Source organism: Lysinibacillus fusiformis (assembly GCF_002845985.1).
Lineage (GTDB): Bacteria > Bacillota > Bacilli > Bacillales_A > Planococcaceae > Lysinibacillus > Lysinibacillus fusiformis_D.
The window spans coordinates 69,486-82,629 of sequence record NZ_PDFK01000001.1; the positions used below are offsets into that span (position 1 = coordinate 69,486).

12 protein-coding genes are annotated in these 13,144 nt (G+C 39.2%); 7 read left to right on the top strand and 5 right to left on the bottom strand.

Annotated elements, in window-relative coordinates; genetic code table 11:
* Nucleotides 1-26 precede the first annotated feature (26 nt).
* Genes CRI88_RS00490 through CRI88_RS00500 form a run of 3 tightly spaced genes read left to right on the top strand, consistent with a single transcriptional unit; the run spans nucleotide 27 to nucleotide 3,546 of the window.
* Entirely contained in the window at nucleotides 27-1,784 is a 1,758-nt protein-coding gene (locus tag CRI88_RS00490) for an ABC transporter ATP-binding protein (protein ID WP_089933199.1), read from the top strand.
* 14 nt (nucleotides 1,785-1,798) lie between these two features.
* Nucleotides 1,799-2,476, top strand: a complete 678-nt coding sequence (locus CRI88_RS00495; protein ID WP_036118499.1) for a response regulator transcription factor — start codon at nucleotides 1,799-1,801, stop codon at nucleotides 2,474-2,476.
* Complete coding sequence (locus CRI88_RS00500) at nucleotides 2,473-3,546, top strand: sensor histidine kinase (protein ID WP_089933204.1); 1,074 nt, start codon at nucleotides 2,473-2,475, stop codon at nucleotides 3,544-3,546. The genes CRI88_RS00495 and CRI88_RS00500 overlap by 4 nt, the downstream gene beginning before the upstream one ends.
* Nucleotides 3,547-3,572: 26 nt before the next feature.
* On the opposite strand, the gene CRI88_RS00505 is transcribed toward CRI88_RS00500, so the two are convergent.
* On the bottom strand, nucleotides 3,573-4,160 hold the full coding sequence (locus CRI88_RS00505; protein WP_036118504.1) for an NAD(P)H-dependent oxidoreductase: 588 nt from the start codon (nucleotides 4,158-4,160) through the stop codon (nucleotides 3,573-3,575).
* Nucleotides 4,161-4,280: 120 nt separating this feature from the next.
* Here CRI88_RS00505 and CRI88_RS00510 point away from each other — a divergent pair, with 120 nt between their 5' ends.
* The gene (locus CRI88_RS00510; protein WP_036118507.1) at nucleotides 4,281-4,718 is read left to right on the top strand and encodes a MarR family winged helix-turn-helix transcriptional regulator; all 438 of its coding nucleotides are present in this window, start codon (nucleotides 4,281-4,283) and stop codon (nucleotides 4,716-4,718) included.
* Between the two features lie 446 nt (nucleotides 4,719-5,164).
* The gene (locus CRI88_RS00515; RefSeq protein ID WP_101966312.1) at nucleotides 5,165-5,971 is read left to right on the top strand and encodes a YqcI/YcgG family protein; all 807 of its coding nucleotides are present in this window, start codon (nucleotides 5,165-5,167) and stop codon (nucleotides 5,969-5,971) included.
* Here the strand turns inward: CRI88_RS00515 and CRI88_RS00520 are convergent.
* The 4 genes from CRI88_RS00520 to CRI88_RS00535 form a co-directional block, all read right to left on the bottom strand.
* The gene (locus tag CRI88_RS00520) at nucleotides 5,918-7,231 is read right to left on the bottom strand and encodes an amino acid permease (RefSeq protein WP_101966313.1); all 1,314 of its coding nucleotides are present in this window, start codon (nucleotides 7,229-7,231) and stop codon (nucleotides 5,918-5,920) included. The two genes, CRI88_RS00515 and CRI88_RS00520, sit on opposite strands and share 54 nt — an antisense overlap.
* A gap of 16 nt (nucleotides 7,232-7,247) precedes the next feature.
* Nucleotides 7,248-8,183: an arginine deiminase family protein gene (locus CRI88_RS00525; protein ID WP_101966314.1), complete on the bottom strand. Its 936-nt coding sequence runs from the start codon at nucleotides 8,181-8,183 to the stop codon at nucleotides 7,248-7,250.
* Nucleotides 8,184-8,594: 411 nt separating this feature from the next.
* Nucleotides 8,595-9,623, bottom strand: a complete 1,029-nt coding sequence (gene splB / locus CRI88_RS00530) for a spore photoproduct lyase (protein ID WP_101966315.1) — start codon at nucleotides 9,621-9,623, stop codon at nucleotides 8,595-8,597.
* A 12-nt stretch (nucleotides 9,624-9,635) separates the two neighbouring features.
* Nucleotides 9,636-9,860 (bottom strand): transcriptional regulator SplA domain-containing protein, encoded by a 225-nt coding sequence (locus CRI88_RS00535; RefSeq protein WP_036118524.1) that lies wholly within the window; start codon nucleotides 9,858-9,860, stop codon nucleotides 9,636-9,638.
* A gap of 177 nt (nucleotides 9,861-10,037) precedes the next feature.
* On the opposite strand from CRI88_RS00535, the gene CRI88_RS00540 reads away from it, so the two are divergent.
* A complete protein-coding gene (locus CRI88_RS00540; RefSeq protein WP_101966316.1) occupies nucleotides 10,038-11,426 on the top strand; it encodes a TldD/PmbA family protein in 1,389 nt (462 codons plus the stop codon).
* 3 nt (nucleotides 11,427-11,429) lie between these two features.
* Complete coding sequence (locus tag CRI88_RS00545) at nucleotides 11,430-12,773, top strand: TldD/PmbA family protein (RefSeq protein ID WP_101966317.1); 1,344 nt, start codon at nucleotides 11,430-11,432, stop codon at nucleotides 12,771-12,773.
* Nucleotides 12,774-13,144: the final 371 nt, after the last annotated feature.

The following is a 13,144-nucleotide window of genomic DNA, read 5'->3' on the forward strand; positions in this document are numbered from 1 at the left end:
TCGAACAATGAAGGAGGCTTATTTCTTTGCAAGAGACATCAAAAGATACGACAAAACAAAAAGATTGGCGACGCTTTATACAATTAATAAAACGGGCTGAGCCGCCGATTTGGCTACTCGTCATCGCTTTAGTGATGAGTTTAGCGACAACGGGTGTAGGTTTTATTGTTCCATTATTTACAAAACAATTAGTGGATGGCTTTTCTTTAGAATCACTTAATTATTGGCAAATCATTGTGCTAGGTATTGCCTTTATCGCACAAGCTGTTGCGAGTGGCTTATCTATTTACTATTTAAATCGAGTTGGTCATCATGTTGTAGCAAAATTACGCGATCAATTATGGAGAAAACTGCTACACTTACCAATCCCCTATTATGATGAACATGATACAGGGGAAACCTTGAGCCGTGTTACAAATGACACAGCTGTTGTGAAAGAACTGATTACAGAGCATTTAGCAAACTGTTTATCTGGTGTTATTTCGATTATTGGTTCGATCATCATTCTGTTATTTTTAGATTGGAAAATGACGTTAGTGATGCTGATTGCTGTACCACTGGCAATGGTCATTTTAATGTTGCTTGGTCGACGCATGTTTGTCATTTCAAAAGGTATGCAAGATGAGACAGCGAAATTTACGTCTGTATTGAATCAAGTTTTACCCGAAACACGTCTAGTCAAGGCTTCCAATGCTGAACAAATTGAATATGCGCGTGGAAAAAAAGGTATTTCTAATCTCTTTACATTTGGCTTAAAAGAAGCAAAAATCCATGCATTGATTTCACCGCTTATTTCATTTGTGCTGATGTCTGTGCTTGTAGCTATTATTGGCTATGGCGGTGTCCGTGTTTCCTCTGGGGAGCTGACGGCTGGCGATATGGTGGCATTTATTTTATATTTAATCCAAATCATTATGCCAATGACGCAATTGACAATGTTCTTTACTCAACTGCAAAAAGCAATGGGTGCAACAGAACGTATTAGTGCATTGCTTGAACATGAAGAGGAACATATTGAAGAAGGCTTAACAGTTGAAAAAGTAAATCAACCCATTTATGTTAAAAATGTCGATTTCTCTTATGGGGAAGAACCTATTTTATCTGATATAAACTTCACGATTGAACCAGGCAAAGTAACAGCCATCGTCGGGCCAAGTGGTGGTGGTAAAACAACTACATTTTCACTGTTAGAAAGATATTATCAGCCGACGAGCGGTAGTATTACGCTAGGAGATATACCAATAGAAACATTCTCACTCCATTCTTGGCGCAGTCAAATTGGCTATGTGGCGCAGGAAAGTGCCCTATTATCAGGAACGATTCGAGAAAATATTTGCTATGGTATTAAGCGAGATGTGCAAGATGATGAGCTAGAAAAGGTAGCCAAAATGGCCTATGCCGATCAATTTATTAACGAGCTGCCAGATAAGTTTGACACAGAAGTTGGAGAACGAGGCATTAAGCTTTCAGGAGGACAGCGTCAACGTATCTCTATTGCAAGAGCGCTTTTACGTAATCCACAAATATTAATGTTAGATGAAGCAACATCGAGTTTAGATAGTAAGTCAGAAATTTATGTACAAAAAGCATTAGACAACTTAATGGAAGGTCGCACAACATTGGTTATTGCGCACCGTCTATCAACAGTAGTAGATGCCGATCAAATACTATTTATTGAGAAAGGGCATATTACAGGATGTGGTACACACGAAACGCTCTTTGAAACACATGCTATGTACCGTGAGTTTGCGATGCAACAATTACGTATTAAAGAGGATGAATAAAGGGGTTTGTTGAGATGACAAAACTATTAGTGGTGGATGATGATGCACATATTCGAGAATTAGTAAAAGTCTTTCTACAAAATGAAGGCTTAGAGGTGATTGAGGCTATGGACGGTGTGGATGCACTGTCCCAATTAGCCACTGAAAAAGTGGATATGGTCATAATGGATATTATGATGCCCAATATGGATGGCTGGGCATTATGTGAGGAAATACGTTCATTTGATACAGACCTCCCTATCCTGATGCTGACAGCGAAGGGCGAAACTTCTCAAAAGGTCAAAGGCTTTCATTTAGGGACAGATGATTATCTCGTGAAACCATTCGAGCCAGCCGAGCTAATCGTGCGTGTAAAATCGATTTTAAAAAGATATCGCATTTCTCTCTCTCAGGTTGTCGAAGCAGGTAACGTCAAACTCAATCGCCATACACATGAAGTAGATATGAATGGACAGACTATTTTACTTCGCTTAAAGGAGTTCGAGCTTTTATTTACCCTAGCCAGCTATGTTGGTAAAACCTTTTCAAGAGAACAATTAATTGAAGAAATATGGGGCTATGACTATGAGGGAGATGAGCGAACAGTCGATGTTCATATTAAAAGAATACGCGAGCGTTTCCCACAAGAGCTGAGTGGCTTTGTCATTCGCACTATTCGTGGTCTTGGCTATCGTTTGGAATTAATGTCATGAGAAAACGAAGATTCCTTGTAAGATTGGCAATGGTCTTTTGCCTGTTCCTTATTGCCAATACTGTATTTGCTTTTATTGCCTATCACGCAACCACTTGGCTGTATGCTCGATTGGGGACAGAGCCCCATGGTTTCTGGCTACAATTAGGCACGGTAATTGGTGTATTTGTACTCTTTGCCTGTTCTGCTGCAATTATCTTTTTAATTGGACTGAACCGACAACGTAACTACTGGGATAAAATCGTTGATGCATTAAGTCGCATGGCAAAAGGTGATTTTGATGTCCAGTTAGACTTGAAAGCAGATGAAAAAGACCAATTTGGGCAATTAATCCATGGCATCAATCATATGGCCGTTGAATTAGGTGAACTTGAAAGAATGCGTCAAGAGTTCATTTCAAACGTCTCTCATGAAATTCAGTCACCTTTAACGTCTATTAATGGCTTTGCGAAGGCACTTAAAAATATTAATTTGCCCGAAGAAAAGCGTCAGCATTATTTAGACATTATTGAATTGGAAAGTAATCGTTTATCAAAAATCAGCGATAACTTACTCAAACTAACATCCTTAGAATCACATCACCATCCCTTTGAACCTAAAAATTATCGGCTTGATAAACAATTACGCACTGTTGTCCTAGCTCTTGAACCGAATTGGCTAGCCAAACAGCTTGACTTTGACCTCCATCTTGACAATATAAGCATCACAGCAGATGAGGATTTAATGAATCAAGTCTGGATGAATTTGCTAACGAATAGCATTAAATTTACACCTGCTAAAGGGACCATCACATTGTCTATGAAGAAGCAATTAGATTCGATCACTGTCATTATTCAAGATTCTGGCATTGGTCTAACAGAAGAACAACAAATGCATATTTTTGAAAGGTTTTATAAGGCTGATCAATCACGAACATCGGCTAATGGTGGCAGTGGCTTAGGATTAGCCATTGTCAAAAAAATTATTGATATGCACCATGGAACTATTGCTGTGGAGAGCAAGCTCGCTGAATTTACAAGCTTTTTGGTTACAGTGCCCATCGATAGTACATCAGCTCGTGCAAACGACTAAAAGCGGTCTGCACGAGTTATTTTTAACTAGTAAGCAACTTTTCTAAAATAGTGATATACTTTATCCAATTTTTGCTGCTGTTTCCCCTTTTTACTTTCCATATTTCCAAACTCAAAAAACTTTACTTTTTTCATCCCAACAAACTTAAACAATGCTCTCTTCATTAAAATTTTATGCGCATTATTCAACCATAAAAACGGATAATTGGTTGGTCCCTTCATCGTCGACACACAAACAACCGACTTCCCTTTTAAAAGTCCCTCTGGAAATAACCCCTTTGTATCCCGATAAGCAAAGTTAGCTGCAAACAATTGATCAATATAACCTAACAACATTGCTGGCGGTCTTCCCCACCAAATCGGATAAACAAATACAAGCTGATCCGCCCAGGAAAGCTGTTGTCGATATTTTTCCAATTTCGGATCCTGATACATATCACGACGTCGTTTATGCTCATGGAAAATTAAACGTGGATCAAATTCCTCTTCATATAAATCTAGTATCTGTATTTCTTCGATGGCAGGATTCTCTTGACAACCCTTTAATACTTCCTGTAAAAAAGCATAATTTAAACTTTTATGATTTGGATATGTATAAATAATTAACGTTTTCATCATGTGCCCTCCAATTACTTATCATTTGATAACAAAATAATAAACCATCCCTTTTTAGTTGTCAAATGATAATTGTTTTAGGACAAGTTATTTGTTATCTTGTCAGTAGAGGTGATCCCATTGAATAAAAGCACTTTATTTCATCAGTTTGTATCATTCACAGCCACAATCCATCAAGTGACACATGATCTCACACAAAATGTAACCACAGCTAATATCACACCGCTTCACTATAAAATTCTTGAATATATTAAAGTAAGCCAACCTGTCACACCAACCGAAATCAGTGAATGTCAGCACATGTCCTTACCGAATACAAGCCGTGAATTACGAAAACTACAAGAACGCCAATTAATTGAAAAATTTAGCGACACAGAGGATCGAAGAAAGCAATATGTACGCCTGTCACCCGAAGGTGAAAAAATGATGGCAGAGGCATTCGCCTGTATTGAGGAACGCTTTTTAGCGCTTATTCAGCATGCCACATCGGATGATTTAAAGGACATCCAGCATGCCCTAACCATCCTTGAGCAAAAGGTCTTTCAACAAAAAGACTAAGCCTCGATTGTGTGTTAGCGGCTTGAATCACTCTTTCTGAGGTTAGAGTCGCTCTTAACGTTGATTTAAGCGCTCTCTTGGCTCATACTGCCCATTCTTTGACTCAAAGCGCTCACCCTGGACTCAACACCGCTCATCCCTTTACTCGAGGCGCTCTCTTTTGGCTCAATTCCACTCATATCTTTGCTCGAAGTGCTCTCTTTTGCTTCAAAATCGTTCTTTCCTTTGCCCGAAGCGCTCGCAACAGCCCAAACCTCTGCAAAAAACGATGATTTTTAGCTATTTCCTTAATCAAAGCAATCCCTTAACTAAAAATTGATTATTGATGATTTACCTTAAATCTTTAAAAATCTCCTTAAAAAGAACATCCTTGCACACTGCACAGAGTCGTAACCCATTTGCTTTTTCTTTAATAGAATAAATGTGAGTAAAAGGAGGAGTTTCCAGTGGAAGTAATCGTGTTTGATCGGAAGTGGATTGAGGAACATTTGGAGACATTGCCGTTGTGGCAACAGTCAGCCTATACTGACTTTGCTGCCACAATTGCCGATGAAGGGAATACGTTTCCTTGTGTACCAGCCAGAATGGGGTTTTTATCGAACCATTTACGCTATAGCTTTATAGGGGATCCACGGGAGGAGCAATCGATTCAGATGTTAGCTGAATGCTTAAAGGAATATGGGAACACAGCAAGATCTTTTGGAAAATATACAACGCTCACGGTGTTCTTTCATACCCCTCATGATATGCTTGATAGCTATAAGGTGGCGGATTACCAGCAATTATTTTGGTCCATTTTAAACAATTTAACCAATATGGATGAGTTGGATTGGCCTGAGGCAATACCGACAAATCCAGACCATCATGAATGGGAGTTTTGCTTTAATGGAGAACCCTATTTTATTTCTTGTGCAACACCAGCTCATCAATTGCGGAAGAGTCGTCACTTTTCTACTTTGCTAATGGCTATTCAGCCACGTTGGATATTTGACGATATAAACGACGCTACTGCATTTGGACGAAAAATCAAAAAACTTATCCGCCAGCGCATCGCAGAATATGACGAGATTCCAGGGCATCCAGATTTAAAATGGTATGGTCAAGAGGATAGCTATGAATGGAAGCAATATTTTTTAAGTGATGACAATCATAGTCCATCCGAATGCCCTTTTTTACGGATGTCACAGGAAAATAGGACATTACGCAATGTTTTTTTGCCTTTTCACAACGATCCAGGTCGCCACACCGATTAGGACAATAAAGAGCAGGCCCACGCAAAAACCGAGTCTGCTCGTTTTTTCGCCTAAAGTACCAGATACGGTTACAGCAATAAGCAACATGCCAAGACTGTTCTTAATTTGCTCCCACCTCGATAGCTCCATTAGCTTTCTATATGTTATTAAAATAAAGAGCCAATTATAGATCAACATTAAACCTGCTGCCGTTATCAAATATTCAAAGATTTTTTCGGGCATCAAAAAACCAATGACAATCGTAATTACTAAGCCACTTGTTAAAAATAAAAAGGCAGGAAAAGGAATTTTCATCTTCCCCTTTTTTGCTAAGATGGCAGGCGCATCATGATCCTCGGCAAGTGTAGTGAGAATGGTTATGACCGCGTAAAGCGAAGCAACCATGGTTGAAAAACCAGCAATGATTAAAACACCGTTAAAAATATCTGCCACAAAAGGGATATGATAACCTTGAAGCGCTGTAATAAAAGGACTTTCATCTATCGAAAAGTCTTTCCAGGAAACAAGTGCCAACGCAAGCGCAATAGCCATGATAAAAATAATAGTAATGACAATGAGCATAATTCTCCCTGCTTTTGGCGCCTCTTTTGGATTTTTTAAATCGATGACCATTAAACCCATCACCTCAATTCCACCATAGGCATAAAATGCATAGAGCAGGCCAAGCCAAATTCCTTTGATTCCTTGTGAGAAAAATCCTTCATAATTTGACTGTAATGATTCGATTGGAGCTGATTGTGTAGCTCTTATGATGATGATGATCGCTACGATAATAAACATGACAATCGCAGCGGCTTTTAATGCCCCGAAAATATTTTGAAAGTTTTCAAAGCCCTTCATGCCAGTAAGAATGACGACTAAGCCAAGGACAGCATAAATCGATGCAGCAACCCAGAGTGGCAACGCTGGGAACCAAAACTTCGTAAATATACCGAGTGCCATCAGCTGGCTACCCATGATTAATAGCTCGGAAATTAAGTACACCCAGCCATTACTAAATCCTGCCCATCGCCCAAAAGCCTGCTTGGCATAAGTACGGAAGGAGCCTTTATCAGGGTTTTCCACAGACATTTTGACAAGTGCCTCATACACAATATACGTACATATAGCTGCTAACAAAAAAGGAATGAGCACAGCCGGTCCACTTTTATGGATGGCCATACTTGTCCCAAGAAAAAAGCCTGTTCCCAGTGTACAACCGATACCGAGAAGCGAAAGTTGCCACCAAGACAACCTTCCTTTATTTGAAGTAGAAGTCATGTTTATCAGTCCTTCGTTACGTTCTTACCAATGGCAATGTCATACAACGAATGCCACCGCCACCCTTTTCAAGCTCTGTGACGTCGACTTCAAGCACGTTCTTTTTCTTTAGAAGCGGATGCGCCAAGAATTGCTGTTTCGTCGCCTGCTTGCTAATCAATAGTGTTTCTGGATTAAGGTTGATGAAATTAATATCTGGTATTGTCTTATAGGTATCACGCCAGTAAACATCAAAACCATGACGCTTTAAAAATGGCTCAATCATGTCGAAACGGCTGCTTTGTGCTGTCAATACCTGTACTGGAAAAAGGCGCACAAAGCTTTTAGCGATGACCAAATTAACGTTCACAACATTACAATTCATATCTAAATGCAGTGTGTCATTACTTTTCGGTAAATCAATAACAGCAATTTCCGAAAATCCCTCTTGAAAAATGCTTTCTTTTATCTTGTCGATGGCCTCTAATGTCGTTCTCATTCCGAGATTAATGAGCACAGCATCCTTGTTTAAAATCAACAGATCACCACACTCAAATGAATGAAGTGCTTGCGATTGTGCCGTAAATTGTTGAGGAAACCATTTCTCTAAAAGAGCATGGGCTAGAGGATATTCTGGTCTCCTTAATGAGCTCTCAGCCCTTCCAGGTAAAAGTCGATTACCAATGACACAGGCAAGATCACGCACAAAATAACGATTTATAAGCTGTTCACTTAACAATTGCTGCTCATGGGCTAGCTCATTTGCATAATCTAGAACCTTTACTCCAGCGTTTTCTAAAATAGTTTTGAGTGCTATGAAATTGTCCATCGCCTTATTATGGTTGACTGTATCACTCCATCCAACCTGCTCCGCTATTGTGCTATCTGTTACATCTACTATCGAAGGTGCACAAAGCATCACAACCTTCAGTTCGTCATATTCAGACCAACAATTTACTTGAAATGAATCCATCCAGTACTCTCCCCTTCTTATTCGATCTCCGTTAGCGTTACCATTGACATTTGGATTATACAAGCACAATAAATAAGAAGAATTTTCTAAATAAATTCATATAGTGGTTGGGGCTTCCAGGTGACTTGATGGAATTAGTGGATAGCTTAACAAAGGAGAGAGGCCAGAAGAAACAGGACTAGCCATCACAGATTTACAGTTAATCTTTATTTTTTCTGGACCTGATTACTATCTAATGGCGATGAACTTTACTCTGTAACTGCCGTTTAGTTTACAAGAATACTACAAATGATTTAGTCATTAATTACCGTGAATCAGAGACAATGTGGTATTTTTTCATTATTGGATTTATCAGATGATTTAACATACACAAATAATAAGTTAGAGAGAACACATTGTTCCCTCTTATTGTCATGTGAAATATTCTAATTTTGCTTGAGGGAAGAATTTTTGCATATAGCCATACAAGTGTTCCTTTATATCTTCCTCTTCTTCTTTTTGATAAATATATTTACCAATCCCATATTTCCCCCATTTATACCTTCTCACTGTTTCGTCAAGTTCTAGCTTCGTCATGGGATAATTTTTTTCAATTACGCGTTTGGCAGGCTTTGTAAAACGATGTTGAATAAACTCAAATGTGATGTCGTCACGTACATCCTTTGGCAATTCCGCATCCAAACGCTCAAACATCTCATAGTAACCCTCCTGCCAGCCCTCATGAAGATAGATTGGGGCAACAATAAATCCAAGCGGATATCCAGCCCTTGCCACTTTCCCCGCAGCCTCTATACGCTTCACTAATGGTGATGTTCCTGGCTCAAAATGTTTAATGACATAATCGGCATTGACGCTAAAGCGGAACCTCGTTTTACCATTATGTTTGGCATCCAATAGGTGATCTACGTGATGGAACTTCGTCACAAATCGTAATTGGCCTAACTCACTTTGTCCAAAATGTTCAATAGCGCGCTTCAACGTATGTGTTAAATGATCAATCCCTACAATATCTGAAGTACAGGATGCCTCAAAACGTGTGATATCAGGAGCTCGTCCTGCCATATAAAGATCTGCTTGCTCTAAAATTTCATCAACATTCACATACGTACGAATATAAGGTTTGCTGCCCATTGTTGTTTGTAAATAACAATAATGACAATGCCCCATGCAGCCTGTTGCAAACGGAATCGCATACTCTGCTGAGGGCTTAGATGTATCAAACTTTAACGTTTTTCGAATGCCTACTACTAATGTCGATTTCGCTACTCGATACTTTTGAAAATCATTGTCGCCAGGAAGATTTCTTACTTGATTGTGCGAAGTCGTATAGCGAATTTCAATCCCCATTTGTTCAAATTTTTCTTTTAGCTCCTGACCTAATGGATACTGGAGCGCATCAGGCTCAAAATAGACGAGCTGAGGGATAAACGGTTTGATCATAGTAGCCCTCCCTCAATGAAAATACTGATGATAGGCTTGCTCAGCCGCCATCTCGCTTGAAAAAATTAACATATCATTTGAAATTGGATAATATGTTTCAAATAAAAATAGAGCCAGCTCCTCTGGTTGCTCTGGATGATAAACTACTGCGGCTTCCTGTATATTCGCTACATCCTGAATATGAGGATTCCGATAAAAAATATAAACGATATCACCGACATTATATGGTTGTTGCATTTCTTCACCTTCCTCTTTCTTTCCGTTAGTGTGGTGAAATGGTTAGAGAAATATGTCATAAAAAAATTTTTTAAGTACTATACATAATTTTATGTGACCATAACTTCAAATCTGAGAAGATAGTATAATACAGAATTTTTTAACTATTTGGTACAATCAAGAAAAGGAGGAAGATATATGATTAAACAATCCATTATTGAAAATGTACTTGAAGCCGCGCTAGCAACTGGTGGGGATTTTTCTGAAATTTTTATTGAAGATAAATATGTAAATGACTTTGTCTTACAAAGTGGCAAGATTGAACAAAGTATTTCTGGGCGTGATTTTGGAATCGGCATCCGTATTTTTTCAGGACTTCAAAGCATCTATACTTACACCAATGATTTTTCTGAGGAAGGTTTACTAGCAGCAGCAGAACGTGCAGCCCTAGCCATCAAAGGTGGTCGATCGGGTACCATTCACCCTCTTCACAAAGAGATCATCACGCCTATTCATCAAATTCTCCACATGCCTCATACAGTGGAGCACACAAGAAAAACAGCGGTCATGCGACAAGCAGACGCTATTGCAAGACATTATGATCCTCGGATTCACCAAGTAAAAGTTCGATATCTTGATGAGCAACAAAACGTCCTGATCGCAAATTCAGAGGGTAAATTTGTAGAGGATACGCGAGTTCACAGTAGACTTAGTATGCAAGCGACGGCTACAGAAGGGACTGAAGTACAAACAGGATTCTATGGCCCAGGTGCACATGCAGGCTTTGAATTTATTGAAAAGCTAGACCTTAACCATTATGCAGGAGAAGCTGCACGTATCGCTGTCACAATGCTTCACGCAGATGAATGTCCAAGCGGTAAATTCCCTGTCATTATTGATAATGAATTTGGTGGTGTCATTTTCCATGAGGCTTGTGGACATGGCTTAGAAGCAACTGCTGTTGCCAAAAACAATTCAGTCTTCGCCAATCGTATCGGTGAAAGAGTCGCCCCTGAAATTGTTACATATATCGATGATGGCACACTACCGAACGAGTGGGGCTCCCTAAATATTGATGATGAAGGAGAAAAAACAAGGAAGAATATTTTAATTGAAAATGGTATTTTAAAGGGCTACTTAATCGATAAATTTAATGCTCGACGCATGAATGCTCAGCCCACAGGTTCTTCTCGTCGACAATCCTATCGATTTAATCCTACATCACGTATGACAAATACGTATATCGCACCAGGCACATCTACGCCAGCCGATATTATCTCATCGACAGAGTATGGTATATATGCAAAATATATGGGAGGTGGACAAGTTTCCCCTGCTACTGGCGATTATAATTTTGCGGTAATGGAGGCCTATATCATCAAAGACGGAAAAATTGAACGCCCTGTACGTGGCGCGACACTCATAGGCAATGGCGCAAAAACATTGCAGCTTGTTGATCGAGTAGGTAATAATCTCGCCCATGGAGCAGGTATGTGTGGTTCACTTAGCGGGAGCCTTCCTGTCAATGTAGGTCAGCCAATGATACGCGTAAGTGAAATAACAGTTGGTGGAACGAAGGGGGAATAATTGATGAACATTGCTAAATTTCAAGAAAAACTATTAGACAAGGCGCTAGAAGCCGGTTTTATAGAAGCTGAGGTTTATTATGAACAAAATAAATCTATTGGATGCACGCTCTACAAGGGCGAGATTGATAGCTACGAAACGTCTGAAGACGGAGGTCTAAGTCTACGAGGACTTTACAACGGAAAAGTGGGCTATTCCTATACGGAAAAGTTAGACGATGATTCGATTTCCTTTTTAATCAATAGCGCCAAAGCAAATGCAAACATACTTGATGAGGATGAGGGCATAGCTATTTTTGATGGTAGCTCTGAATACCCATCTTATGAATATTACAATGAAGAATTAGAGACTATCGGAATTCCAGAAAAAATAGAGCTTCTTCGTTCCATCGAAGAAAAGATTCGTGCATACGATTCACGCATCATTGCTCTTGATTATTGTTTACTGCAAGAATATACAGCTGAACGTTCATTAGTAAATAGTAAAAATCTTGACTTATCACATAAAGAGAACGGCTTAGTGATTTTCCTCTCCACAGTTGTAAAGGAGGGTGAAGAAATGAAAACAGGCCGTTATTTGAAAATGACACGTGATTTCCATTCTCTTCATGTTGATGATATTGCAAAAGAAGCAGCTGAGGAAGCCCTTGCCAATTTAGGTGAAAAATCGATTCCAGGTGGAAAATATCCAATCGTTTTCCGCTCTGATGCATCAGCCTCTTTATTAGACACTTTTATGCCAATACTATCAGCTGAAAATGCTCAAAAAGATCAATCTCTATTAAAAGGAAAAGTCGGACAAAAAGTGGCATCAGAAGCAGTTACATTGCTGAGTACGCCATTCCATCCTGCCGCATTGTCTGGAGCAAACTTTGATGGTGAAGGTGTTGCAACAAAAGAGCAGGAAATTATTTTAGAGGGTACACTCCAAACACTTTTGCATAACAGGAAAACAGCTAAAAAGGATAACTGTGAAACAACAGGGCATGCCCATAAAGATTCTTACAAAGGAACGTTAACGATTGCGCCCCAAATTTTATATATTTCAACTGGCGAGAAATCTCTTGATGAGTTAATTCACTCGGTTAGTAACGGGGTATTTATTACTGAATTATCTGGGCTTCACTCTGGTACGAATACGGTTACAGGTGATTTTTCAGTCGCTGCAAAAGGGTTTCATATTCAAAATGGAAAAATTGCCTCCCCTGTTAAGCAAATGACAATAGCCGGAAATTTTTTCGAGTTCTTAAATGGTATCAAAGAAACTAGCTCTGAGCTTTACTTCCTGCCAAAAGGCTATGGCTCCTCTTCGCTACTTGTAAAGGAACTTTCAGTGACAGTGGAATAAAAACTAAAAAGTAAACACTTCTATAGTTCAAGCCATAGTATATGATATTTCTCGGCAATTCTTTTATCTATAGTCACGTCAAACACCTCTGATTCAGTTGACAAAATGAAACTGATGATAGAAATCCACAACCTTTAGTGGAAACGACTATGGGCAAGGGAGTTGCTTCCTTTGTTTCGTAAAGACTCTAAGTATAATCCTCGTTATTAACCGATCCTCCTGCACCGAATAGTTGGGCACCTCCCCTCAAAATTCTCAATCTTTGTTACGGTAAGTGAATCAGAAAATAGCATCGATATAGCCTAAAATGGTTAAATTTTCTTTACGAGGTAAAAGGATGAAACTTTTAGCCCTTTGATACGTTAAATTAA